The 25730-nt window shown below is 62.6% G+C and carries 24 protein-coding genes; 9 read left to right on the top strand and 15 right to left on the bottom strand.

The genetic code is table 11. From position 1 onward, the window contains the following. On the top strand, window positions 1-220 hold a 220-nt coding region (locus NP534_RS14540; protein WP_274099163.1), incomplete at its 5' end, for a hypothetical protein. 325 nt (window positions 221-545) lie between these two features. On the opposite strand, the gene msrQ is transcribed toward NP534_RS14540, so the two are convergent. From msrQ to mrcB, 9 genes are all read right to left on the bottom strand, one after another. Then, complete coding sequence (msrQ, locus tag NP534_RS14545) at window positions 546-1160, bottom strand: protein-methionine-sulfoxide reductase heme-binding subunit MsrQ (protein WP_258714124.1); 615 nt, start codon at window positions 1158-1160, stop codon at window positions 546-548. Then, entirely contained in the window at window positions 1160-2173 is a 1014-nt protein-coding gene (msrP, locus tag NP534_RS14550; protein WP_274099164.1) for a protein-methionine-sulfoxide reductase catalytic subunit MsrP, read from the bottom strand. Before msrP ends, msrQ begins: the two co-directional genes overlap by 1 nt. A 79-nt stretch (window positions 2174-2252) precedes the next feature. Continuing rightward, entirely contained in the window at window positions 2253-3104 is an 852-nt protein-coding gene (pssA, locus tag NP534_RS14555; protein ID WP_027594991.1) for a CDP-diacylglycerol--serine O-phosphatidyltransferase, read from the bottom strand. A gap of 149 nt (window positions 3105-3253) precedes the next feature. Next, a complete protein-coding gene (ilvC, locus tag NP534_RS14560; protein WP_033701544.1) occupies window positions 3254-4270 on the bottom strand; it encodes a ketol-acid reductoisomerase in 1017 nt (338 codons plus the stop codon). A gap of 55 nt (window positions 4271-4325) precedes the next feature. Further along, window positions 4326-4817, bottom strand: a complete 492-nt coding sequence (gene ilvN / locus NP534_RS14565; protein WP_003250040.1) for an acetolactate synthase small subunit — start codon at window positions 4815-4817, stop codon at window positions 4326-4328. A 1-nt stretch (window position 4818) separates the two neighbouring features. Continuing rightward, complete coding sequence (locus NP534_RS14570) at window positions 4819-6543, bottom strand: acetolactate synthase 3 large subunit (RefSeq protein ID WP_033702567.1); 1725 nt, start codon at window positions 6541-6543, stop codon at window positions 4819-4821. A 414-nt stretch (window positions 6544-6957) separates the two neighbouring features. Beyond that, window positions 6958-7284, bottom strand: a complete 327-nt coding sequence (locus NP534_RS14575; protein WP_186652584.1) for a YqcC family protein — start codon at window positions 7282-7284, stop codon at window positions 6958-6960. Then, on the bottom strand, window positions 7284-8072 hold the full coding sequence (locus NP534_RS14580; RefSeq protein ID WP_274099165.1) for a tetratricopeptide repeat protein: 789 nt from the start codon (window positions 8070-8072) through the stop codon (window positions 7284-7286). The genes NP534_RS14575 and NP534_RS14580 overlap by 1 nt, the downstream gene beginning before the upstream one ends. A gap of 15 nt (window positions 8073-8087) precedes the next feature. Then, complete coding sequence (gene mrcB, locus NP534_RS14585; RefSeq protein ID WP_274099166.1) at window positions 8088-10409, bottom strand: penicillin-binding protein 1B; 2322 nt, start codon at window positions 10407-10409, stop codon at window positions 8088-8090. Window positions 10410-10525: 116 nt separating this feature from the next. Between mrcB and NP534_RS14590 the strand changes: the two genes are divergently transcribed. Next, the gene (locus tag NP534_RS14590) at window positions 10526-12088 is read left to right on the top strand and encodes a bifunctional aminoglycoside phosphotransferase/ATP-binding protein (protein WP_274099167.1); all 1563 of its coding nucleotides are present in this window, start codon (window positions 10526-10528) and stop codon (window positions 12086-12088) included. Between the two features lie 220 nt (window positions 12089-12308). Continuing rightward, window positions 12309-12587, top strand: coding sequence for a TfoX/Sxy family protein (locus tag NP534_RS14595; protein ID WP_047583985.1), 279 nt, complete (start codon window positions 12309-12311; stop codon window positions 12585-12587). Between the two features lie 177 nt (window positions 12588-12764). On the opposite strand, the gene NP534_RS14600 is transcribed toward NP534_RS14595, so the two are convergent. From NP534_RS14600 to NP534_RS14615, 4 genes are read right to left on the bottom strand one after another with little or no spacing between them, the layout of a single operon-like run. Further along, complete coding sequence (locus NP534_RS14600) at window positions 12765-13652, bottom strand: ChaN family lipoprotein (protein WP_274099168.1); 888 nt, start codon at window positions 13650-13652, stop codon at window positions 12765-12767. 12 nt (window positions 13653-13664) lie between these two features. After that, on the bottom strand, window positions 13665-14432 hold the full coding sequence (locus NP534_RS14605) for a heme ABC transporter ATP-binding protein (protein ID WP_033701554.1): 768 nt from the start codon (window positions 14430-14432) through the stop codon (window positions 13665-13667). After that, on the bottom strand, window positions 14432-15415 hold the full coding sequence (locus NP534_RS14610) for a FecCD family ABC transporter permease (protein ID WP_274099176.1): 984 nt from the start codon (window positions 15413-15415) through the stop codon (window positions 14432-14434). Before NP534_RS14610 ends, NP534_RS14605 begins: the two co-directional genes overlap by 1 nt. A gap of 50 nt (window positions 15416-15465) precedes the next feature. Continuing rightward, window positions 15466-16350 (bottom strand): heme/hemin ABC transporter substrate-binding protein, encoded by an 885-nt coding sequence (locus NP534_RS14615; RefSeq protein WP_274099169.1) that lies wholly within the window; start codon window positions 16348-16350, stop codon window positions 15466-15468. 149 nt (window positions 16351-16499) lie between these two features. Between NP534_RS14615 and NP534_RS14620 the strand changes: the two genes are divergently transcribed. After that, entirely contained in the window at window positions 16500-16817 is a 318-nt protein-coding gene (locus NP534_RS14620; RefSeq protein WP_274099170.1) for a Rieske (2Fe-2S) protein, read from the top strand. Here NP534_RS14620 and sfsA read toward each other — a convergent pair. Both sfsA and NP534_RS14630 read right to left on the bottom strand, forming a co-directional pair. Next, window positions 16807-17520, bottom strand: coding sequence for a DNA/RNA nuclease SfsA (sfsA, locus tag NP534_RS14625; protein ID WP_274099171.1), 714 nt, complete (start codon window positions 17518-17520; stop codon window positions 16807-16809). The two genes, NP534_RS14620 and sfsA, sit on opposite strands and share 11 nt — an antisense overlap. Then, complete coding sequence (locus NP534_RS14630) at window positions 17520-18692, bottom strand: pyridoxal phosphate-dependent aminotransferase (protein WP_274099172.1); 1173 nt, start codon at window positions 18690-18692, stop codon at window positions 17520-17522. Before NP534_RS14630 ends, sfsA begins: the two co-directional genes overlap by 1 nt. Window positions 18693-18902: 210 nt before the next feature. Here NP534_RS14630 and dksA point away from each other — a divergent pair, with 210 nt between their 5' ends. The 5 genes from dksA to NP534_RS14655 all read left to right on the top strand — a co-directional run bounded on the left by dksA (window position 18903) and on the right by NP534_RS14655 (window position 25181). After that, window positions 18903-19349 carry an RNA polymerase-binding protein DksA gene (dksA, locus tag NP534_RS14635; RefSeq protein WP_274099173.1) on the top strand — a complete coding sequence of 149 codons (447 nt, stop codon included), beginning with the start codon at window positions 18903-18905 and terminating at the stop codon, window positions 19347-19349. A 63-nt stretch (window positions 19350-19412) separates the two neighbouring features. Further along, window positions 19413-20300 (top strand): tRNA glutamyl-Q(34) synthetase GluQRS, encoded by an 888-nt coding sequence (gene gluQRS / locus NP534_RS14640; protein WP_274099174.1) that lies wholly within the window; start codon window positions 19413-19415, stop codon window positions 20298-20300. A gap of 301 nt (window positions 20301-20601) precedes the next feature. After that, window positions 20602-20778, top strand: coding sequence for a hypothetical protein (locus NP534_RS14645; protein ID WP_003250005.1), 177 nt, complete (start codon window positions 20602-20604; stop codon window positions 20776-20778). Continuing rightward, window positions 20762-23737 (top strand): sensor histidine kinase, encoded by a 2976-nt coding sequence (locus NP534_RS14650; RefSeq protein ID WP_077068659.1) that lies wholly within the window; start codon window positions 20762-20764, stop codon window positions 23735-23737. The genes NP534_RS14645 and NP534_RS14650 overlap by 17 nt, the downstream gene beginning before the upstream one ends. A gap of 4 nt (window positions 23738-23741) precedes the next feature. Beyond that, a complete protein-coding gene (locus tag NP534_RS14655; protein ID WP_274099175.1) occupies window positions 23742-25181 on the top strand; it encodes a sigma-54-dependent transcriptional regulator in 1440 nt (479 codons plus the stop codon). Window positions 25182-25730 lie beyond the last annotated feature (549 nt).

The following is a 25730-nucleotide window of genomic DNA, read 5'->3' on the forward strand; positions in this document are numbered from 1 at the left end:
GCGTTTAGAAGCGCTGTCAACCACCATCTTAACCGCTGACGATCTTTCGATCGGAGCACTTCCATCACTACCTGGCTCGATCAACCCTTTGAATCTCAAGGAGTTTTTCGTTCCGACTACGCTGGAAGTGGGGCGCATTATAAGGGGATTCGAAATCGCGTCAACCCTTAATTTCAAGAAAGTGACATTTAGAGGGTGTATGGACCGAATACAAGGCTGACAGGTGCCCGCCATTACCCTTTCGGCGCCTATGAGATCGAGCGCCGCCCGCGCGGCGCATCGCGACGCAAGGCCGCTCCTACATTTCTTTCGGGCCAGTGAGGCCTGTGGCATTGGCGCGCGACCGCCTTGTTCGTACGACGCGATATTGAGGCGGGCACCCAAGGGCCGCGCGCCAATCACTCAGGAATAATTGGCCCGAAACAAATGTAGGAGCGAGCTCGCTCGCGATGCGCCGCGCGGGCGGCGCTCGATCTCATAGGCGCTGAAACTGCTGTGGCGAACACTTCTACCCCCACAAACCCAACGACGAGCAAGCCACACCCCTACGAAGCCACCCTCCCCCGCCGCCCCACCAACCGCGGCACGCGCCGCGCCACCGCGGGAATCCGCAACACCATCAGCAAACCACCAATGCCCGCATAGATAGCCCACTCCCGCAGGTCCGAACGCACGATCCACAGAAAATGCAGCAACCCCAACCCCAGAATCACATACACCAGCTTGTGCAGCTTCTTCCAACGGGCGCCCAACCGCCGCTGGCTGTACCGATTGGAGGTGACCGCCAGGGCCAGCAAACCAAGAAAACCCAGCGCACCCACAAAAATGTAGGGCCGCTTGCGTAGCTCGACAGCCAACTGCCCCCAGTCCAACCCCAGAATAAAGAACAGATAACAAAGGATGTGCAGCACGATATAAGCAAAACACCACAACCCCAGCTGCCGGCGCACGACGATCCAGCCCGACCACCCGGTCAGCCGCTGCAACGGCGTCATGCACAACGTCACCAGCAAGAACGTCAGCGCACCCAAACCCAGCCGGTCCATCAGGATCTTGCCCGGGTCAGGCCCCAGCAGGCTCATCGCCGCTTCATACAACCACCAAAGCGGCAACGCGCACCCCACTATAAAGATGGCCAGGCGCAACCAGGGATAACGCATCAATAGTTCTTCCGCAGGTCGAGGTCGGTATACAGCGACGCCACCTCATCGGCGTAGCCATTGAACATCTGGGTCTGCCGCACATTGGGGCTGAACAGGCCACTGGGTAAACGGCGTTCACGCGCCTGGCTCCAACGCGGGTGATCGACTTCCGGGTTGACGTTGGCATAGAAGCCATACTCGTCTGGCGCCAGCCCCTCCCAGGTGGTTTGCGGCTGCTCGGCCACCAAGCTGATACGCACGATCGACTTGATGCTCTTGAACCCGTACTTCCAAGGCACCACCAGCCGCAGCGGCGCGCCATTCTGGTTGGCCAGTTCACGGCCATACATACCCACCGCCAGAATCGCCAAGGGGTGCATCGCCTCATCCAGGCGCAACCCTTCTCTATAAGGCCAGTCGATCAAGGCAAAGCCTGAGCGCTGCCCGGGCATATGCTCCGGGTCCTTCAAAGTCTCGAATCGCACGTAGCGCGCTTTCGATGTCGGCTCTACCTGTTTGAGTACCTGCGCCAGCGGGAAGCCAAGCCAGGGGATGACCATTGACCACGCCTCGACACAGCGCAACCGGTAGATGCGCTCTTCGAGCTGATACGGCTTGACGAAGTCTTCGAGGGCATAGCGCCCAGGCTTGCCGACTTCGCCGTCAATTACCACCGACCACGGCTCGGTCTTCAAGCTATCGCCATTGGCCGCTGGGTCGCCTTTGTCAGGCCCGAACTCATAGAAGTTGTTGTAGTGGGTCGCATCCTTGAACGGGGTGATAGCCTCGTCCTTGACCGTCGCCGCCTGCCATTGCGTGCCAGCAAGCTTGTCGCTGAACCAGCCAGGTGCGGCGCCCGCCTCGACATCAGCGTAACGGCTGGCCTCGGCCGCATGCGCCAGGCCTGGCAGTGCGCCCAGGGCTAGCCCTGCCAGCGAACCACCGAGCAAGCTGCGACGAGAGAGATAGAGACCTTCGGGGGTGATCTCCGATGCATTGCACTCGGACGACCTGGGTAGCTTGATGAGCATGGACGGCTCCACAGCACTGGATAACGGATGTACCAGTAAGACTATGGAGCCGGAGGGTTATTCCATCATTAAATCATTGTCACGACTTACGACGGCGAGACCGCAGCAGGAACTGGATCGGCCCAGACGCCGCGTAGGCAAGGAAAATCAGCAGCAGGATGCGGGGCGGGTCGCTGAAGACCACCGCGAATACCAGCACCACAGCCAGGATAGCCACAAACGGCACGCGCCCTTTTAAGTCGAGCTCCTTGAAGCTGTTGTACTTGATGTTACTGACCATCAGCATGCCGGCAGCCGCAACCAGCAGCGCCACCAGGAACGACAGCTTGGAGCCCTGGATGCCGTAGTCACTGAAGGCCCAAACAGTACCTGCAACCACCCCGGCAGCGGCCGGGCTGGCCAGGCCGATGAAGTAACGCTTGTCGGCGGTCCCCACCTGGGTGTTGAAGCGCGCCAGCCGCAGAGCGGCGCCCGCCACATAGATGAAGGCGACCATCCAGCCGACCTTGCCCATGTCGCCCAGTGCCCAGCCAAAGGCCAGCAGCGCAGGGGCCACACCGAAGGCGACCATGTCCGACAGCGAATCGTACTCGGCGCCGAAGGCGCTCTGGGTGTTGGTCATGCGTGCTACACGGCCATCAAGGCCATCGAGCACCATGGCAACGAAGATAGCGATGGCGGCGAAGGCGAAGTACTTGCTTGCCTCGCGCGGGTCACCGGCGCTCAGCGCACTCTGCGCGCTCATCGAGTTGATGATTGAATAGAAGCCGGCGAACAGGTTGGCGGTGGTGAACAGGTTGGGCAGCAAATAAATGCCGCGATGCCGGACCTTGCGCCCTTCGGCGTCATGCCCTTCTTCAATGTGCTCATCGACAGGTAGCAGGCTTTCGGCGTCGGAGGGCTTGTTCGGCTCTTCGGGACGTTCGCTCATGTAGGGTACCTTGCAACAGGGTGGAATATGTTCGACACGGGCCTGCGAAACAGGTTCTGACGGCAGGCCACTGGTCTGCTTTATACCAGATGCCGGCTGCCTAAACGAAAAAACGCGGCCGAAGCCGCGTTTTTCATGTTGCGAGAAACTTAGTTCTTGGCTTTGTCGACGATCTTGTTCGCCGAGATCCAAGGCATCATCGAGCGCAGTTGCTCGCCGATGACTTCGATGCCGTGGGCAGCGTTGTTGCGGCGCTTGGCGGTCATCGATGGGTAGTTGGTGGCACCTTCGGAGATGAACATCTTCGCGTACTCGCCGTCCTGGATGCGCTTCAGAGCGTTGCGCATGGCCTTGCGGGATTCTTCGTTGATGACTTCTGGGCCGGTGACGTACTCACCGTACTCGGCGTTGTTCGAGATCGAGTAGTTCATGTTGGCGATGCCGCCTTCGTACATGAGGTCAACGATCAGCTTCAGCTCGTGCAGGCACTCGAAGTAGGCCATTTCTGGCGCGTAGCCAGCTTCGACCAGTGTTTCGAAACCGGCTTTGACCAGCTCGACGGTACCGCCACACAGAACTGCCTGCTCACCGAACAGGTCGGTTTCAGTCTCGTCCTTGAAGGTGGTTTCGATGATGCCGGTACGGCCGCCACCGACGCCTGCAGCGTAGGACAGCGCAACGTTTTTGGCGTTGCCGGAAGCGTCCTGGTAGATAGCGATCAGGTCAGGGATGCCGCCGCCTTTGACGAACTCGGAACGCACGGTGTGGCCCGGGGCTTTCGGCGCGATCATGATCACGTCGAGGTCGGCACGCGGAACAACCTGGTTGTAGTGGATCGAGAAGCCGTGGGAGAAGGCCAGGGTGGCGCCTTTCTTGATGTTCGGCTCGATCTCGTTCTTGTACAGAGCGCCTTGGAACTCGTCCGGGGTCAGGATCATGACCAGGTCGGCAGCAGCGACAGCGGTAGCCACGTCGGCAACTTTCAGACCGTGGGCTTCGGCCTTGGCAACGGTGGCCGAGCCTTTACGCAGACCGACGGTAACGTCTACACCGGAGTCTTTCAGGTTGCACGCCTGGGCGTGGCCTTGGGAACCGTAACCGATGATGGCGACTTTCTTACCCTGGATGATGGAAAGGTCGCAGTCTTTATCGTAGAAAACTTTCATGAAAATACCCCTGGTTATATCTCGGCCCCTGCGGAGCCATCGCTAATTTTTGAATTTAGATGCTGAGCACTTTGTCGCCACGGGCAATGCCGGTGACGCCACTGCGCACGGTTTCGAGAATCGATGCGGTGCCGATGGCCTGGATGAAGCTGTCCAGTTTGTCGCTGGTGCCGCTCAGTTGCACGGTGTACACACTGGCGGTCACATCGACGATCTGGCCACGGAAGATATCCGTGGTGCGCTTGATCTCGGCGCGCTGGGCTCCGGTGGCCTTGACCTTGACCAGCATCAGTTCGCGCTCGATATGAGCGCTTTCCGACAGGTCGACAAGCTTCACCACTTCGACGAGCTTGTTCAGGTTCTTGGTGATCTGCTCGATCACTTCGTCATGGCCAACGGTGGTCAGCGTCAGACGCGACAGGGTCGGGTCTTCGGTCGGCGCCACGGTCAGGCTTTCAATGTTGTAGTTACGCTGGGAGAACAGGCCAACGACGCGAGACAAGGCACCGGGTTCGTTTTCCAGCAGCAGGGAAATGATGTGCCGCATATCAGGTACGCTCCGTCTTGCTCAGCCACATGTCACGCATCGAGCCATCCTTGATCTGCATCGGATAGACGTGCTCGGTACGGTCAACCGCGATGTCGATGAACACCAGGCGGTCCTTCATCGCAAACGCCTCTTCCAGCTTCGGCTTGAGGTCCTTCAGGCTGGTGATGCGGATGCCCACATGGCCATAGGCCTCGGCCAGCTTGATGAAGTCAGGCAGCGACTCGACATAGGAGTGCGAATGACGGCCGTTGTACGCCATGTCCTGCCACTGGCGGACCATGCCCAATACACCGTTGTTCAAGTTGACGATTTTTACCGGCAGGCCGTACTGCATGCAGGTAGACAGCTCCTGGATGTTCATCTGGATACTGCCTTCGCCAGTGACGCACGCCACGTCCTGATCCGGGAAGTTGAGCTTGACGCCCATGGCCGCCGGGAAACCGAAGCCCATGGTGCCCAGGCCACCGGAGTTGATCCAGCGGTTCGGCTTGTTGAAGCGGTAGTACTGCGCCGCGAACATCTGATGCTGGCCGACGTCGGAGGTGACGAAGGCATCGCCCTTGGTCACTTCGCACAGGGTTTCGATCACGGTCTGCGGTTTGATGACGCTGCCGTCCCCTTTGTTGTAAGGGAACAGGTCGCCATCGCCACGCCACTCGTCGATCTGCTTCCACCAGGCTTCTGCGGCGGCCTTGTCAGGCTGCTCGCCGATTTCTTTGAGGATGCCGAGCATCTCGTTCAAGACGCTGTCGACCGGGCCCACGATAGGCACGTCGGCCTTGATCATCTTGGAAATCGACGCTGGGTCGATGTCGATGTGGATGATCTTGGCATTCGGGCAGAACTTGGCCGGGCCGTTGACCACGCGGTCATCGAAGCGCGCGCCGACGGCGAAGATGACGTCGGCATTGTGCATGGCCATGTTGGCCGTGAAGCTGCCGTGCATGCCGAGCATGCCGACGAACTGACGGTCGGTACCCGGGTAGCTACCCAGACCCATGAGGGTATTGGTAACCGGCAGGTTCAGCGACTTGGCGATTTCGGTCAGGGCTTCGGAGCCACCGCCGAGGATCACGCCACCACCGGCATAGACGATGGGGCGCTTGGCAGCCAGCAGCATCTCGGCGGCCTTGCGGATCTGGCCGGAGTGGCCACGTACCGCCGGGCTGTAGGAGCGCAGCTTGACCTTCTTCGGATAGACGTACTCGAACTTCTCGGCCGGGTTGGTCATATCTTTTGGAATGTCGACCACGACCGGGCCGGGACGGCCGGATTGCGCCAGATAGAAGGCTTTTTTCAGAACTTCAGGGATCTCGGTGGCGTTTTTGATCATGAAGCTGTGCTTCACGATCGGCCGCGAGATACCGATCATGTCGGTTTCCTGGAAGGCATCGGTACCCACCATGGTGCTAGGCACCTGGCCGGAGAGGATGACCATCGGAATCGAATCCATGTAGGCGGTGGCAATGCCGGTGATGGCATTGGTCGCACCCGGGCCGGAGGTTACCAGCACCACACCGGCCTTGCCGGTGGCACGGGCGTAGCCGTCTGCCATATGGGTCGCAGCCTGTTCGTGACGAACCAGGATGTGTTCGACTTCCGGTTCCTTGAACAGGGCGTCGTAAACATGAAGAAGAGCACCGCCAGGGTACCCGTAGATGTGCTTAACGCCTTCGTCACGCAAGAAGCGGACGACCATCTCAGCGCCAGATAAAAGCTCCACGTTGTTCACCTCTAAAACGCCAGAATACCGTCCCTAGTGGACGGGTCTTAATAGGTTTACTGCCAAGCAGAGCACGAGCGAACGTCAGCACTGACTGAGCAAGTATTGGGAGCGCCCCAGAGTGTTGCGGGGTTTTCCCACCCAGCGCGAGGTAACGCGTTGCGGGGTGTTACAGGTCGGCGCGGGTGTGCGCCTCATGATCTGCTTAGCGGGTCTGCTTCTGGCAGTCCCTCTACAGCGGAAGTTGGATTCTTGTGATTTGCCGGCTACAAGTCAAGAAAAATTATTGCCAATTTTTCCTCAAGATGAATTCCTGCCACCACTAAAAAGGATACCAGCAGCAGAATTAAGAAGATTTCCATAAAAAAGGGCCACAATCTGCGGCCCTTGAAGGAAAAAGAGAAGAAATCAGGCTCAAGCAGCGATCAATTGATCGAACTCTGCCAGCAGGCGCCGTAGCTCGCGACTCTGCTCTGGGCGATCGGTGAACACCGTTTCGGCCATCACCAGAATGCCCGACGCGTTAGGCAGCGGCTGGCCCAGCTCGATGATGATCTTCATGCGCGGCAGGAAGATCCATTGCAGCCACTGCTCCAGGCTCATGGTGTCAACCGCGAAGGGCACGGTGCTGGCCAGCGCTTCATCGCTGGGCGGCTCATCGTCCCACCAGCCCTGCACCTTCAGTTCACGCTCGATCAGCAGCAGGTGGTCGGCGATGTCCAGAATGCGTTGCTCGATCATTACGAGTTCACCCGTGCCTTCTGCCGCGCCAACGCCGCACCGGCACTGTCACCTTGTTTCTCGCGGGCCTGGGCGATGGTGTTCCACAGTTCGGCCTGCAGGTCAGGGCGGCCATTGGCGTAGGTCAGGGCTCGGCGGGCCAACTGCTCGGCCTGCGCGGCATCACCTTGGGCCAGGCGCACCTGGGCCAGGCGGAACAGCACCTGCGGTTCGCGCGGCGCGATACGCTGGGCACGCTCCAGGCTCGACGAAGCACCATTGAAGTCGCCACTGCCCTGTTGTTGCTGGGCAGTGGTCAACAGCGCCAGCACTGGCCCGTCGAGCTGCTCATCGGCAGACAGCCCACCGGCTGCGGCGGTGCTACGCGGAATACCGGTCGGCGCGCTGCTGGCTTTCGCCGTGCTGTTCATCGACGCGATGTCGAACGGTTCGTCGGCAATCGGGTTGGGGTTGGTGGTCATCGGCCCGGTCGAGACCGGGCCAGGGGTAATCGGCATGGCGCTGATCGGTGCCGCCCCATTGGCGGCCGGGAACGTCTGGATGCCCGAGGCACCGGCACCCTGCGGAATCATCACGGTCACGCCGGAGTCCTCAGGCAGCGTTTGCGCTTGTGAGGTGCCGCTGTTCATGCCAGCCGCCGAGCGGTTGGCCGTTACGCGTTCACTGTTGGAGACGCGCGTGCTCGAGTCGACCACTGGGATATTGCCACGCTGAACGCTGGAGCAACCCTGGAGCACAACCAACGCCGTCAAGGCAGGAAACAGCCACTTATTCACTTCACACCTCATCAATGCAGCTCGCGCTTAATTCATCCAGCCTTTGACCCAGTCCATGACCGATTCTGCCGGATTCTGCTCACCGCCACAGGTTGCCCCGGCGGGCGGTTCGCTGCCGCGAATATACGGCATCTGCACCGCTCCCGGACAGCTGCCATCAGAACCTTGCCCGCTGTACGGGTCGATCCAGGCTTGCACGATGTTGTCCGGCTGCGGCATGTCCAGTGGCAACGGGTCGGCCTTCTTCATGAAGCTGGTCCAGACCTGCAGGGCGCCAGTGGCACCGGTGAACGGCGTCTTGCCGTTATCGTCGCGGCCCATCCACACCACCGCCAGCAGGTCCTGGCTGAAGCCGGAGAACCAGCTGTCACGCGAGTCGTTGCTGGTACCGGTCTTGCCGGCCAGGGTGAGCGAACGCGGCAACACGTTGTACACCGACCGGCCGGTACCTTCGCGCATCACCCGTTGCATGGCGTTTTGCACCAGGTAGATGGAACCCGGGTCGAAGGTTTGCTGAATCTGGAACGGGTAGCGCTTGAGCGGTTCGCCCTCGGCGGTCAGCACGCTGCGAATACCGCGCATCGGCGTGTTGAAACCACCGTTGGCAATCGTCTGGTACATGGTCGCAACCTGCATCGGCGACATGCCACCGGCCCCCAGCAGCATCGCCGGGAAGGCTGGCCAGTCGACATTCACGCCCAGCCGACCAATGGTTTTGATCACATTGGGCACGCCCACTTCCAGGCCGAGCTTGGCCGTCGACAGGTTGTAGGAGTTGGCCAGGCCCTGGTACAGATAAATGGTGCCATGGGGCCGGCGGTCATAGTTCTGCGGGCGCCAAACCTGGCCGTTGGCCCCTTTGACCGAGAACGGCTCGTCCTGTATCCAACTGGTAAGGGTGTATTTGCTGGGCTGCTCCAGGGCGGTCAGGTACACCGCCGGCTTGACCAGCGAACCGATCGGCCGCACTGCGTCGATGGCCCGGTTGAAGCCGGCAAAGCCCGACAGACGGCTGCCGATCAGCGCTTGGACTTCCCCGGTTTCCGGGTTGGTCACGACCATCGCCGACTCGACCTCGTCAGCCCCCTTGCGCCCGGCCAGGCGCTTGAAGGTCTCGTTCATCGAGGTTTCGGCCTTCATCTGCAGGATCGGGTCGAAGCTGGTGAAGATACGCAGGCCTTCTTCGGTCAAGTCTTCGTCGCGGTAGTCCTGGCGCAACTGGCGCTTGACCAGGTCGAGGAACGCCGGGAACGAGCTGTCTGCCAGGCTGCCGCGCTTGGTCACGCCCAGCGGCATCTTCTTCGCCGCCTCGATCACGTCCTTGCTCGCCACGCCCTGTTCAGCCAGCAGGTCGAGCACCAGGTTACGACGGGCCAGGGCGCGGTCAGGGTAACGCCGCGGGTTGTAGTAGGACGGCTCCTTGACCATGCCCACCAGCAAGGCGATCTGGTGCAGCTTGAGCTCTGACAGCGGTTGGCTGAAGAAGAACTGGCTGGCCAGGCCAAAGCCATGCACCGCACGCTGGCCGTCCTGGCCGACGAATACCTCGTTGAGGTAGGCCTCGAGAATCTCGCGCTTGTCGTAATGCAGCTCCAGCAGCACGGCCATCATCGCTTCAGTCAGCTTGCGGCTGAGGCTGCGCTCGCTGGTGAGGTAGAAGTTCTTCACCAACTGCTGGGTCAGGGTACTGCCGCCCTGGCGCATGGCCCCGGACGAGGTGTTGACCCACACCGCACGGGCGATGGACTTGGGCGACACGCCAAAGTGGCTGTAGAAGTCGCGGTCCTCGGTTGCCACCAGGGTTTCGAGCAGGTACGGCGGCACCTGATCGATCTTGATCAGGATGCGGTCCTCGAGGTTTTTCGGGTAAATGCCGCCGATCATCAGCGGCTCCAGGCGTACCACATCGAGCTTGCCGTTGTTGGCACCGGAAAGCCCGGCGACATAATCGCCAGAGAAGCGCACGCGCACGAACTGCGCCGGCTCCATCCCTTCGTAGAACTGGAAGCCACGGGTATTGAGGTCGACGGTATTACCGTTGACTGCCGCTGCGCCCGGGCCGTTGGCCGCGCTTTCACGGCGATAGCCAAGGGCGTCGAGTTCGGTGAGGAAGTCGTTCTTGCTCAGTTTTTGGCCGACGAACAGCTCCAGCGGCCGGGCATACACCTTGGCCGGGATGGTCCAGCGCTTGCCGGAAAACTTTTCCTGGACGACAGCATCGAGGTAAACCGCAAAGCCGGCGATGATCACCAGGCCGACCAGGCTGAGCTTCAAAGCCCAGCCCAGCCAGGCGCGAGAGCGGCCGGTCGGGCGTTTCTGAGGGGTACGAGCGTTTCGAGTTCGAGTCATGGCGGCGGATTATACGCACTTTGTAAAGGCTGGGCAGGCGCCCCCGGCGGTATGCAGGGACGGCACCATTGACCATAATGGCGCATTCGAATTCCCTGCCCTCGGAAGGATTTCCCGTGAGCCAAGCTCTTATTACTGCGTTGCAGAACCCAGCCCTCTACCCTCACCCCGTGGATGGGTTCCAACTCATCGAGACGCATATCTCCTGGGTCCTGCTGACTGGCGAGTACGCCTACAAGGTCAAGAAGCCAATGAATTTCGGCTTCCTCGACTTCACCCGCCTGGATCAGCGCGCGCATTTCTGTAACGAAGAATTGCGCCTGAACCAGCGCCTGACCGAAGACCTGTACCTTGAAGTGCTGCCGATCACCGGCAGTGCCGAAGCCCCGCAAATCGGCGGCGAGGGCGAGGCCATCGAGTACGCACTGAAGATGCGCCAGTTCCCGCAAGGGCAGATGCTCAGCACCCTGCAGGCCAACGGCGAGCTCAACGCCGAGCACATCGACCAGATGGCCCGGCAGGTTGCCGAATTCCACCTGCAGACGCCCAAGGTGCCGGCAGAGCAACCTTACGGCTCACCTGAAAGCGTGATGGCCCCGGTCGAGCAGAATTTCGAACAGATCCGCCCATTCCTCACCGACAAGGCCGACCTGCAGCAACTGGATAACCTCCAGGCCTGGGCACGTAGCAGCTTCGAGCGGCTCCAAGGCCTGTTCGCCGCGCGCAAGGCCAATGGCTTCACCCGTGAATGCCACGGTGACATCCACCTGGGCAACGCCACCGTGATCAACGGCAAGGTGGTGATCTTCGACTGCATCGAGTTCAACGAACCGTTCCGCATGACCGACGTCTGGGCCGACACCGGCTTCCTGGCCATGGACCTGGAAGACCGCGGCCTCAAGTGCCTGGCCCGGCGCTTCGTCAGCCAGTACCTGGAACTGACCGGCGATTATGAAGGCCTGGAAGTGCTGAACTTCTACAAGGCCTACCGCGCCCTGGTGCGCGCCAAGGTGGCGCTGTTCAGCATGCCGGCCGATGCCGATGGCGTGCAACGCGCCACGACCCTGCGCACCTACCGCAACTACGCCAACCTGGCGGAAAGCTACAGCGCCATCCCTTCGCGGCTGCTGGCCATCACCCATGGCGTCTCGGCAGTGGGCAAGAGCCACGTGGCGATGCGCCTGGTCGAGGCCCTGGGCGCGATCCGCGTGCGCTCCGATGTCGAGCGCAAGCGCCTGTTCGGCGAACAACCGCAAGCGAACGTCGGCCAGCTGACTGCCGGCATCTATGACCAGGATGCCAGTGCCGCCACCTACCAGCGCCTGCACGAGGTAGCGGAGACGGTATTGCGCGCGGGCTTCCCGGTCGTGCTGGATGCCACCTACCTCAAGCGTGAACAGCGCCAGGCGGCGGCGGACGTCGCCAACCAGACGGGCGTCCCCTTCCTGATCCTCGATTGCCACGCACCGGAAGCGGTCATTGCCAGCTGGCTGGCCCAGCGCCAAGCCGCAAACAGCGACCCGTCGGACGCCACCCTGGAAGTGGTCAAGGCGCAGCAGGCCAGCCGTGACGCCCTGAGCGAGGAAGAACTGCTGGTCAGCAAGCGCGTCGACACCCAGGAAGGTGCCAGCATGGACCAGGTGATCGAACAGGTGCGTCAGCGCTTGCCGGGCCTGTAATCCTCGCAGGGCCCCAGTGGTAGCGGGTAAACCCGCCCCACTGGGGCCCTCCAACACCCCAAAAAGAGGCGGCTGCTGACAAGCTAGAGGCCCCGTATTCAGGGCTGCTCGTCGCCACAGATGGCAAAAAGCCGCGCATTTTCCAAGCCCCGCTACACTCCTCTCTGACCTGCTCGCGATTTATCCCCCAAGACCCGTTCAGCCATCGCAAGGAGGCTCGATGAACGATGAATTGCAGCATCTGAAGAATCTTGGCAAGACCTCTGCGCAGTGGTTGCACGCAGCCGGTATCCACAGTGCGTCGGATTTGCGCCGCCTGGGCGCGGTGGGTGCGTACCAGGCTGTAAAAACGCGAGGGTTCCGGGCCTCTAAAGTGCTGTTGTACGCCATAGAAGGCGCGTTGCTGGACATGCACTGGAATGATTTGCCGATCGAACGAAAGGAAGCGCTCAATCAACAACTGGATGAAAAAAGACCTCCGCAAAAAAATTCAAAATAAACCTGTGAAGGGGATTGACTCCGAAATGAGAATCGTTATGATTATCACAACTGGTCGCGAGACTGGTTGGATAAACTGAAAGCCCCTGGTTCGGACTCTCAGATTATCTCCTCATCAGGCTAATCACGGTTATTGACCCGGCTTTTTGCCGGGTCTTTTTTTGCCTGTCGTTTGGCCTTACTGATTCAGTTGAGCGCAATAGTCCTGCTCAGGCACCGCCGCCGTGTACCAGACATAGTCGGCCATACCCGCCTCGACCTCTTCCCCCACCTCGGCCAACAGCAAGACCGCGCTGCGCCCCTGCGCCCCAAGGTCGGCCAGATGCAACGGCACCCCCAGGTCCTTGCGTACGTGGTACGCGCCCGCCAACAGCAAGGCCGGCTGCGGTGCCGCGATCAAGCGTTCGGCCATGCGCCGGTCACGTTGCTGCTGGACCGCAAGCATGGCTGGCAACTGGCTTTGCGGCAGCAGGCCGCAGTGCCCGGTACGCACCTGCTCAAGCAGCGCGGCCTTCACCGTCGGGGCATTGGAACGCGCGCCCGACAACGCCGCCGGCTGGCGATAGGCGTGGCGCATCTGCGCGGGCGAAAGGTTGGCGGCCAACAGCGCAATGTCGCCCTGCAAAGCGTGCGTCACAATTGGCCCGTACAGCTGCCAGTCCCAGCCTTCCTCCCAGGCCAGTGCCTTGGGCAGGTCCGCAGGCAGCGTTTGCTGCGCCTCAAGTTTGTCGACCAGCGGCTGCTGCTCGGGCTGCAGCATCTCCAGCAGCAGGCTGCCCTGGGGGCGCTGAGCCTGCAGGGCGCGCAACAGCCACAACTGCAACGCATGATGATCGGGGTTGTCATGCTTCTCCCCTACCAGCACACGTGGCGCGTCGGCCAACTGCCTGACCAGTTGCTCAGGGCTGATGAGCCCGCCGCTGGCCAGGTCCTTGATTTGCCCAAGCTGGGCGTGGGCACGCCCTTCGGGGCTCTGCCAGCCCGGTAACGGCGGCAGGCTGGCCTGGCACCCCGCCAACGCCAGCACCAGGCACAGCGCAACACCGGACAGCAACGGATGGCGCATCGGCAATGCCTCCTAACGCGTGATGATCAGGGGGTGGCCGCGCTCGGGGTGCGCCTGCACCAGCACATCGATGCCGAACACCGCCTTCAGTGCCCCCGGCGTCAACACCTCCTGGGGTGATGCAAGGGCATGGCAGCGGCCCTGTTCGAGCAGCAGGATACGATCACAGTAGCGTGCCGCCAGGTTCAGGTCATGCAGGATCACCAGCACCGCAGCGCCGCGATCAGCAAAGCGCCGCACCGCTTGCAGGGTCGTGTGCTGGTGCAGCGGGTCGAGCATCGAGGTCGGTTCGTCAAGCAGCAGTGTAGTGCCCTGCTCACCTGGCCACAGCTGGGCCAGCACGCGGGCCAGGTGTACCCGTTGCCGCTCACCGCCCGACAATGCCAGGTAGCTGCGCCCCAGCAGGTGCCAGGCATCCGCCGCACGCAAGGCCGCTTCGACGATTTCGGCGTCGCGCAGCTGGCCGCTGCCATGGGGCATCCGCCCCATGGCCACCACCTCTTCGACCCTGAACGAAAAACCCAGGCTGGACACCTGCGGCAGCACCGCCAGGCGCTGTGCCCGCGCCTGCCCGGCCCAGTCAGTCAATGGCCGGCCCTGTAGCGTCACTCGCCCCTGGCCGGGGGCCAGCTCGCCACACAACACCCCCAGCAGGCTGCTCTTGCCCGCGCCATTGGGGCCGAGCACACCCACGACCTGCCCCGGGGTCAGTTGCAGGTGGATGTCATGCAGCACTTCATTGCTGCCCCGCCGCAGGTGCAGGCCCTCGACTTGCAACATCAGCTACGCCCTCGAATCAGCAGGACCAGGAAAAACGGCGCACCAATGAAGGCGGTGACGATACCGATCGGCAGCTCGGCCGGCGCCAGCACCAGCCGCGCCACCAGGTCGGCGAACAGCATCAGCACACCGCCGGCCAGCAGCGAGGCGGGCAACACCACCCGATGGTCGGGCCCTGCCAGCAATCGCACCAGGTGCGGCACTACCAGGCCAATGAAGCCGATCAGCCCGGCGGCGGCCACCGCCGCACCCACCCCCAACGCGGTACAGAACACCAGTTCGCGCTTGAGCCGCTCCACCTCGATACCCAGGTGCCGCGCCTCCGACTCACCCAGCAGCAAGGCATTCAGCGCCCGCGCCCGACGCGGCAACCACAGCGCCACGCCCCCGGCCACCATCAGCAGCGGCCACAACCGCTCGTAGCTGGCGCCATTGAGGCTGCCCAGGTTCCAGAAGGTCAAGGTGCGCAAGGTGGCATCATCGGCCAGGTAAGAGAACAGGCCCACCGCTGCGCCGCCCAGTGCGGTCATCGCCACGCCGGCCAGCAACATCGTGGCGACATTGGTCTGGCCGTCACGCCGCCCCAGGCGATAGACCAGCGCGGTCACCCCCAGGCCACCGATAAAGGCACACAGCGACAACAGATAGGGCGCGAGTACATCGGGCATGCCGCCAAACCAGCTGCCGCCGACGATGGCCACCGCAGCGCCCATCGCCGCCCCGGCAGCGACCCCCACCAGCCCCGGGTCGGCCAGCGGGTTGCGGAACAGCCCCTGCATGGCCACGCCGGACAGCGCCAGCACCGCCCCGACCGCCAGCCCCAGCAGCGTGCGCGGCAGGCGGATCTGGCCGAGGATCATCTCGGCCTGCTGCAAGTCATCACCCGCCACGGGCAGCCCCAACAAACGCAGGCCCGCGCGCAAGGTATCGAACAGCGGCAGGCTGACCGGCCCCAGGGCCAGGGACAACCACACCGCCAACAGGCACAGCAGGCTCAGGCAGACGATCAGTGTGCGTGGCTGAACGCGCTGCTTCATTGCGCGAAGCTGGCCTTGGCTGCTGGGTAGAAGGCCCCAGCCAGCGTGCGCAGGGTCGCCGGCAAGCGCGGCCCAAGGCCGCCCACCAGCAGCGTCGGGTCGAGTGACACCAGGCGCTGCTCACGCACCGCACGGGAGGCCGCCAGCGCCGGGTTCTCCTTGAGCAACGCCTGCAGCGCCTGCTCATCGGCCAACGCACGGTCGGAAAACACCACCACATCCGGGTCCAGCGCTGCCAGCGCTTCGCTGGAGAAGTTCTTGTAGCCTTGGTGCTCCGCCAGGTTGCGCGCCCCGGCCTGTCGCAGCAGCCAGTCGCCCGCGGTGCCTTGGCCAGCGATCAACGGCTTGGCACCGGCATGGCCAACCAGCAGCAACACGCCGGGCGCCTTCTGGCCCGCCTGGGCTTGCTTGACCTCGGCCTGCAGCGCATCCAGCTGCTGGCGATAGCCTGTTGCCAGCGCAGTGGCTTGTTGCTCTGCGCCAAGCAATTGCCCCAGGTGCCTGAGGTTTTCATCGACCGCGTCGAGTTCGGCCTTGCCCGAGAACAGTTCAACCCGCACGCCCGCCTTGCGGATCTGCGCCAGCACCGGTGGCGGCCCCATCTCTTCGGTACCCACCAACACATCAGGACGCAGGCTCAGAATGCCTTCGGCGGACAACTGGCGCTGATAGCCGACACTCGGTAGCGCCTTCAGCGACTCGGGGTGTTGGCTGGTGGTATCGACGCCGACCAGGTGCGCTTCGCCGCCCAGCGCACTGACCCATTCGCTAAGCGCGCCACCAGCGCTGACCCAACGCTGCGGCAGTTCGGCAGCCAGGGCCTGGGTGGACAGCACTAAACCTGCGCACAGGGCGATCAGGGCGACGGGGCGGCGCATCATCGGATTTCCTTCTGAAGGCGGGCCGCGCGCCTTGTGGCGGGCGGCGGAACTGCGCACCATAGACGGCTGGGCGCAGCGAATGCGGGCAATTTGATAATTATTCGCATTGAAGCGTCAAGCCATCACGTGTTTCACGAGTCTTCCTTGCCATGCACTTGCTTTGTACTTCCAGCTCATTGGCCGAGGGCCACAGCCGCGCCTTCAGCGTAGACGGCGTCGACCTGCTCGGCGTACGCCGCCAGGGCCAGGTGTACCTTTATCGCAACCGCTGCCCACACCGGGGCATCCCCCTGAACTGGGCAACCGATGCGTTTCTCGATGACAGCGCCAGCCTGATTCACTGCGCCCATCATGGCGCCTTGTTTCTTATAGAGAGCGGCGAATGCGTGGCTGGGCCTTGCGAGGGCGAGGCGCTGCTGGCCCTGGGCTGCCACGAAGACAGCCAGGGCATCTGGCTCACGGGTTGAGCAACACGGGCAATGGGCGGTTGATGACAATGCGTTCGGCATCCAGATGGGTACCGTAGGCCAGCACCTCGACCCCTTCCGCCACGGCGGCGCGCAATGCCTGGGCATAGGCCGCGTCGATTTCCTCGGCTGGGCGCACCGCTCCGACCCCGGTCAGGTTCACACAATAAAGCTGCACGGCACGAACACCATTGCGGGCCAACGTCGCCAGCTCGCGCAGGTGCTTGGCGCCGCGCTGGGTGACGGCATCGGGGAATGCCGCAACGTCAGTGTCGGGGTAGCCCAGGGTCACGCTCTTGACCTCGACATAGGCCGGGCCGCTGTCGAACTCCAGGCGAAAATCGATGCGGCTGCCCTCTTCGCCATAGGCCACTTCGCGCCTGAGCGCCGTGAAGCCGGCCAGCTCGCTGATCACCCCGGCACGCAACGCCTCTTCGACCAGTGCGTTGGCGCGCCCGGTGTTCACGCAGGCCAGCCGCCCCTGTGGCGTTTCGCTGATTTCCCAGGTGCCGGGCAGCTTGCGCTTGGGGTCGGTGGAGCGGCTGAACCACACTTGCCCACCTTCGCGCATGCAGTTGAGCATGGAACCGGTGTTGGGGCAGTGAATGGTAAGTTGCTCGCCACTGGCCAGTTCGATGTCCGCCAGAAACCGTTTGTAGCGGCGCAGCAGGCGCCCCTGCTCGAGTGGGGGGAAGAGCGCCATCAGCCTTGCCAACTGCGCAGGCCGCGGGCGATACGCTGCACCGCTTGTTCCAGGCGCGCCAGGCTCTGGGTGTAGGCAAAGCGCACGTGATGCCCTGCCAGGTGGCGGCCAAAGTCCAGCCCAGGGGTAAACGCCACGTGCTCGGTTTCGAGGAAGTGCCGGCAGAAGGCGAAGGCATCGCCGCCGAAGGCGCTGATGTCGGCATACAGATAGAAGGCCCCCTGGGGCTCCACGGCAATGCCGAAGCCCAGCTCGCGCAGGGCCGGCAGCAGGTAGTCGCGACGGCGGGCGAACTCGGCACGACGCGCTTCCAGAATCGCCAGGGTTTGCGGCTGGAAGCACGCCAAAGCAGCATGCTGGGCCATGCTCGGCGCACTGATGTACAGGTTTTGCGCGAGTTTCTCCAGGTCAGCCACCGCGCCAGGCGGCGCCACCAGCCAGCCCAAGCGCCAGCCGGTCATGCCGAAATACTTGGAAAAACTGTTCAGCACAAAGGCTTCATCGTCCACTTCCAGCACACTGGGGGCATCCATACCGTAGGTCAGCCCGTGGTAGATCTCGTCCACCACCAAGTGGCCATGGCGCTCGCGGGTGGCGGCGGACAGGCTGGCCAGCTCGGCACGGTCCAGCACCGTTCCGGTCGGGTTGGCCGGCGAGGCGACCAGGGCGCCGACCGTGTCCTTGTCCCAGTAGCGCTCGACCAGGTCGGCTGTCAGTTGGTAATTGACCTCTGGCCCCACCGGCACCAATTGTGCGCCGCCTTCGACCAGGCGCAGGAAGTGGCGGTTGCACGGGTAGCCCGGGTCGGCCAGCAACCAGTGCTTGCCGGGGTCGACCAACAGGCTGCTGGCCAGCAACAGCGCGCCAGAGCCGCCCGGGGTGATCAGAATGCGCTCGGGGTCGACACTCACCCCGTAACGCTGCCCATAAAAACCGGCGATCGCCTCACGCAGCGCCGGCAGGCCACGGGCGGCGGTATAGCGGGTGTGGCCCGCAGCCAATGCCGCCTGGCCGGCTTCGACGATGGGCGCAGCCGTGGTGAAGTCCGGTTCGCCGATTTCCAGGTGGATCACGTCGTGCCCGGCCGCCTGCAGCTCGTTGGCCCGCGCCAGCAGCGCCATGACGTGGAAGGGTTCGATGGCGCGGCTGCGCGCACTGTAGGGGTGGGCCATGACCTTCTCTCAATTGGGTCTAAACTGGAGATTCTACCTCTGCACACTACCGAACGTGTGGCTCGCGCCGCTGTCAATTATCTGGATCGGGCGGGGTAGCGCACCCCTGATCTATCTGGTAAGTTCGGCGGCTAGCAGTCGCAGGGCCGGTAGTTGCCGGAGATGGAGCAGCCTGCGCATTGGATCAGATGAGTAAGAGGCGGTCTATTCATGTCCACCCTAGAAAAGCAAAAATCGAATCAATCTCTTCATGGCGTCGATCCTTACGAGGTAAAAAAGGGTGAGGAGTACATGGGTAAACCCATGCGAGAGCACTTCACCAAAGTCCTCAACGCCTGGAAAAAAGACCTCATGGAGGGTGTCGATAAAACCGTCGACCACATGAAGGAAGAAGCGGCCAACTTCGCTGACCCTGCAGACCGTGCAAGCCAAGAAGAAGAGTTTGCGCTGGAACTGCGTAGCCGGGATCGCGAGCGCAAGCTGATCAAGAAGATTGATAAAACCCTGCAGTTGATCCAGGACGAAGAATACGGCTGGTGTGAATCCTGCGGCATCGAGATCGGCCTGCGCCGTCTGGAAGCCCGCCCTACCGCCGACCTGTGCTTCGACTGCAAGGAAATCGCGGAGAAAAAGGAAAAAACCGTCGGCAAAGGCTGACCCTTTTCCCATCCGAACGGGGCGCATCTTGCGCCCCGTTTCATTTTCAGACGCACGACAGCCATGAACGACTCCAGCTACATCGGGCGCTTCGCCCCTACCCCCAGTGGCTTTCTGCACTTCGGCTCGCTGGTCGCCGCCCTCGCCTCCTGGCTCGATGCCCGCGCCGTCAATGGCCGCTGGCTGCTGCGCATGGAAGACACCGACCCGCCCCGGGAAATGCCCGGCGCCCGCGATGCCATCCTGCAGACCCTGGAGCGCTACGGGCTGGCGTGGGACGGCGAGGTGGTGTTCCAGAGCCAGCGCCACGATGCCTACGCCGCCGTGGTCGATCGCCTGTTCAACCTGGGCCTGGCCTACGCCTGCACCTGTTCGCGCAAGCAGCTGGAGGGTTACAACGGCATCTACCCAGGCTTGTGCCGCAATGCCGGTCATGCCCGTGAAGGTGCGGCGATCCGCTTGCGCGTGCCAGAGCTGATCTACCGCTTTACCGACCGGGTACAGGGCGAGTACCAGCAACACCTCGGGCGTGAGGTGGGCGACTTCGTCATCCAGCGCCGCGACGGGCTGTATGCGTACCAACTGGCGGTGGTGCTGGACGATGCCTGGCAGGGTGTTACCGACATCGTGCGGGGCGCCGACCTGCTCGACAACACCCCACGGCAGCTGTACCTGCAGGAGTTGCTGGGCTTCTCACAGCCGCGCTACCTGCATATTCCGCTGATCGTGCAGCCGGATGGGCACAAGCTGGGCAAATCGTACCGCTCGCCACCCCTGCAGGCGGAGCATGCTACACCGCTGCTGTTGCGGGCATTGCGGGCGTTGGGGCAGGAAGCAGACCCCGATTTGCTGTTGGCTACGCCGGCTGAAGTGTTGGCGATAGCCCGCCAGCAGTGGCGACCGGAGGCGATTGCGCAGCGGACCACAGTGCCTGAAGCTGATTTGCGCTGAGTCTCGGATCTGACCGGCCAATGCGGTCAGTATAGGAGCGGCCTTGTGTCGCGAAGGGCTGCAAAGCAGCCCCGGCAATAGGTGCGGCAGAGCTGAAATCCTGGGGCCGCTACGCGCCCCATCGCGACACAAGGCCGCTCCTACAGGAATCGCGTGATGCTAAACACCGCGCATCTCACCAAAAACAAAAGCCCAATACTTTCAAAACCTTGGCTAACGCAATGGATTCCCGCTAGCATCCCCCCCGCCATTTGCGCCAATAATAAGTCCAAGCCCGCAGCGCCCAACCATCGAGGCCAGCATGTACATCTATCGTTTGGTCCTGCTTCTGGTCGTGGGGATCTACCTGTTCTCCCCGGCCATCATGGACTGGTGGATCGAACCAACCGGTGCCTGGTACCGCCCCTACCTGCTCTGGCTGATCCTGATCGTCGTCACCTTCATCCTGCAGAGCCAACGAGATGCCGATGAGCTTTAGCCTGACCCAGATGATCCTGATCAGCGCCGCGTACCTGATGGTACTGTTCGGCGTGGCCTGGATCAGCGAGCGCGGGCTGATTCCCCGTTCGATCATTCGCCACCCGCTGACCTACACCCTGTCGCTGGGCGTGTATGCCAGTGCCTGGGCCTTCTATGGCTCGGTGGGCCTGGCCTACCAGTACGGTTATGGCTTCCTGGCCTGCTACCTGGGGGTTTCCGGGGCCTTCCTGCTGGCGCCGGTGCTGCTCTACCCCATCCTCAAGATCACCCGCACCTATCAGCTATCGTCCCTGGCCGACCTGCTGGCGTTTCGCTTTCGCAGCACCTGGGCCGGCGCGCTGACCACCGTCATCATGCTGATCGGCGTATTGCCGTTGCTGGCCCTGCAGATCCAGGCGGTGGCCGATTCAATCAGCATCCTCACCGGCGAGCCGGTCAAGGCCAGGGTAGCCTTCGCCTTTTGTGCACTGATCACCCTGTTCACCATCTTCTTCGGCTCGCGGCACATCGCCACGCGCGAGAAGCACGAAGGGCTGGTGTTCGCCATTGCCTTCGAGTCGGTGATCAAACTGCTGGCCCTGGGCGGTATCGGGCTGTATGCCTTGTACGGTGTGTTCGGCGGCCCGCACGAGCTTGAAGTGTGGCTGCTGCAGAACCAGACCGCCCTGGCCGCGCTGCACACACCGCTGCAGGAAGGGCCATGGCGCACCCTGCTGCTGGTGTTCTTCGCCTCGGCCATCGTCATGCCGCACATGTACCACATGGCCTTTACCGAAAACCTCAACCCGCGCTCGCTGGTCAGTGCCAGCTGGGGCCTGCCGTTGTTCCTGCTGCTGATGAGCCTGGCCGTGCCGCTGGTGCTGTGGGCCGGCCTGCGCCTGGGCGCCAGCACCAACCCCGAGTACTTCACGCTGGGCCTTGGCATTGCTGCCAACAACGAGGCGCTGGCGCTGCTGGCGTATATAGGCGGCCTGTCAGCGGCCAGCGGGTTGATCATCGTCACCACCCTCGCGCTGTCGGGCATGGCCCTCAACCACCTGGTGCTGCCGCTGTACCAGCCGCCGGCCGAAGGCAACATCTACCGCTGGCTGAAATGGACCCGCCGCGCGCTGATCGTCGCCATCATCACCGCCGGCTTCATGTTCTACCTGACCCAGAACAACCACCAGAGCCTGGCCAACCTGGGCATCGTCGCGTTTGTCGCCACCTTGCAGTTCCTGCCGGGCGTGCTGTCGGTACTGTATTGGCCGACCGCCAACCGCCGCGGCTTCATCGCCGGCCTGCTGGCCGGCACCCTGGTGTGGATGGTGACCATGCTGCTGCCGCTGCTGGGCAACCTGCAGGGCTTCTACATCCCGTTGCTGGACATGATCTATGTGCTCGACGACACCAGCTGGCACATGGCGGCCATCGCCTCGCTGGCGGCCAACGTCTTGCTGTTTACCCTGATCTCGCTGTTCACCAACGCCAGCAGCGAAGAGGTCAGCGCCGCCGAAGCGTGCGCGGTGGACAACGTGCGGCGCCCGCAGCGCCGTGAGCTGCATGCCGCCTCGCCGCAGGAATTTGCCACCCAACTGGCCAAGCCATTGGGCGCCAAGGCCGCGCAGAAGGAAGTTGAACAAGCACTGCGCGACCTCTACCTGCCATTCGACGAGCGCCGCCCCTACGCGTTGCGCCGCCTGCGCGACCGCATCGAGGCAAACCTCTCGGGCCTGATGGGCCCGAGCGTGGCCCAGGACATGGTCGAGACGTTCCTGCCCTACAAGTCCGGCAACGAAAACTACGTCACCGAAGACATCCACTTCATCGAAAGCCGCCTGGAAGACTACCACTCGCGCCTGACCGGCCTTGCCGCCGAGCTCGACGCCTTGCGCCGCTACCACCGCCAGACCCTGCAGGAACTGCCCATGGGCGTCTGCTCCCTGGCCAAGGACCAAGAGATCCTGATGTGGAACAAGGCCATGGAGGAGCTCACCGGCATCGCTGCCAAGCACGTGGTCGGGTCGCGCCTGGTGACCATCGGCGAGCCGTGGCGCGGCCTGCTGCAAGGCTTCATCGACCTGCCCGACGAACACTTGCACAAGCAACGCCTGGCCCTCGACGGCCAGCCCCGTTGGCTGAACCTGCACAAGGCCGCCATCGACGAGCCACTGGCACCGGGTAACAGCGGCCTGGTACTGCTGGTCGAAGACCTGACCGAAACCCAGGCCCTGGAAGACAAGCTGGTGCACTCCGAGCGCCTGGCCAGCATCGGCCGCTTGGCGGCGGGCGTGGCCCACGAAATCGGCAACCCGATCACCGGCATCGCTTGCCTGGCGCAGAACCTGCGCGAGGAACGCGAGGGCGATGGCGAGATCACCGAGCTGTCGAGCCAGATTCTTGAGCAGACCAAACGGGTCTCGCGCATTGTCCAGTCGTTGATGAGCTTCGCCCATGCCGGTGGCAGCCACCAGAACAGCGAAGAGCCGGTGTGCCTGGCCGAAGTGGCGCAGGATGCCATTGGCCTGCTGGCGTTGAACCGGCGCAACTTCGAAGTCCAGTTCTTCAACCTATGCGACCCGGAACACTGGGCCGAAGGGGACCCCCAGCGCCTGGCCCAGGTGCTGATCAACCTGCTCTCCAATGCCCGCGACGCGTCGCCGCCCGGCAGTGCCGTGCGCGTGCGCAGCGAAATCAGCGAACACACCGTCGACCTGATCGTCGAAGACGAGGGCAGTGGCATCCCGAAGAACATCATGGACCGCCTGTTCGAACCCTTCTTCACCACCAAGGACCCGGGCGAAGGAACCGGACTGGGGCTCGCTCTGGTCTATTCCATCGTGGAAGAGCATTATGGGCAAATCACCATCGACAGCCCTGCCGATATCGAACGGCAACGTGGCACCCGGATCCGCGTGACCCTGCCCCGGCATGTCGTAGCGACGTCCCCTGAAATTCGAGACCGTCGAGAGAATTGAATCAATGCCGCATATTCTGATCGTCGAAGACGAAACCATCATCCGCTCGGCCTTGCGTCGCCTGCTCGAGCGGAACCAGTACCAAGTCAGCGAAGCCGGCTCGGTGCAGGAAGCCCAGGAACGCTTCAGCATTGCCACCTTCGACCTGATCGTCAGCGACCTGCGCCTGCCGGGCGCACCTGGCACCGAGCTGATCAAGCTCGGCCAGGGCACCCCGGTGCTGATCATGACCAGTTACGCCAGCCTGCGCTCGGCGGTGGATTCGATGAAAATGGGCGCGGTGGACTACATCGCCAAGCCCTTCGACCACGACGAGATGCTACAAGCTGTGGCGCGCATCCTCCGTGACCGGCCAAGCGCGCCCGCTGCCGCACCGGCTGCCGAGCCGCGCAGCAACGGCAAGGCCGCCGCTGCCGACAAGGGCAGCAATGCCTCGGCCAACGGCGAAATTGGCATCATCGGCTCGTGCCCGCCGATGCAGGACATGTACAGCAAGATCCGCAAGGTGGCGCCGACCGATTCCAATGTCCTGATCCAGGGCGAATCGGGTACCGGCAAGGAGCTGGTCGCCCGCGCCCTGCACAACCTGTCGCGGCGGGCCAAGGCACCGATGATCTCGGTGAACTGCGCGGCCATCCCCGAGACCCTGATCGAGTCCGAGTTGTTCGGCCACGAAAAAGGCGCCTTCACCGGCGCCAGCGCAGGGCGCGCCGGGCTGGTGGAAGCGGCGGACGGCGGCACCTTGTTCCTCGATGAGATCGGCGAATTGCCGCTGGAAGCACAGGCTCGCCTGCTGCGCGTGCTGCAGGAAGGCGAAATCCGCCGGGTAGGCTCGGTGCAGTCGCAAAAGGTCGATGTACGCCTGATTGCCGCGACCCACCGCGACCTGAAAAACCTGGCCAAGGCCGGCCAGTTCCGTGAAGACCTTTATTACCGCCTGCACGTGATCGCCCTGAAACTGCCCGCCCTGCGTGAGCGCGGCAGCGACGTCAACGAGATTGCCAGCGCCTTCCTGGCCCGCCAGAGCGCACGCATCGGCCGTGATGACCTGCACTTCTCTGCCGACGCCGAACAGGCCATTCGTCATTACAGCTGGCCGGGTAACGTGCGTGAACTGGAAAACGCCGTCGAGCGCGCGGTGATTCTCAGCGAGAGCGCAGAAATTTCCGCCGACCTGCTGGGCATCGACATCGAGCTGAGCGACCTGGAAGACGACGACCTTCTCGACAACGCCCTGGGCGGCGCCAGCGCTGGCAATGCCAGCCATGAGCCGACCGAGGACCTGTCACTGGAAGACTACTTCCAGCACTTCGTCCTGGAGCACCAGGACCACATGACCGAGACAGAGCTTGCCCGCAAGCTTGGCGTCAGCCGCAAATGCCTGTGGGAACGCCGTCAGCGCCTGGGCATCCCGCGGCGCAAGAGCAATGCCATCAGCGAGTAACTGATCGCGTGGGCAGGGGGTCCCTCCTGCCCTGACGCTTCTTTACTGGCCTGGTCGGCCAGCATGCACACCCCAGGTAACACATCAGTTACCGCAAAAATCTGTTACCCAACCTTTCAGACGTAACAGTTGCCGAGGTGTACGGTAACGAAACCCCGCCATTTTCAGCCCGCCCGAATCCTGCGAAAACCTCCAAACCCTTGATTTCATTGGGTTTCGTAAAGTTGGCACGGCACCTGCTATATGCTTAGTACAAAAACAATAACAAGCACTGCAACTCAGAATAAGAACAAGACGAAACGGCTCACGCACAATAAAAACAAGACGGCGGAGGCGCAGCTAACTGATTCTTTTGGAGAGGATGCGTGTTTGGGGCTTGCCCCACGACCAGGCAGAGAACAACAAAAACTGCACTAAAAAGCAGCGCCTGAACTGGTTGGATCGACAGATCAACGTGACATCAGCGGCCAAAGCAATCCGTTTGCTCTTTACCCCTGGATTAGGGGTCGTCCACAAGCTTTGCGATTTGTGGAGATCGGAAGAGCACAC

Source organism: Pseudomonas sp. 39004 (genome assembly GCF_028682155.1).
Taxonomy (GTDB): Bacteria; Pseudomonadota; Gammaproteobacteria; order Pseudomonadales; family Pseudomonadaceae; genus Aquipseudomonas; species Aquipseudomonas capeferrum.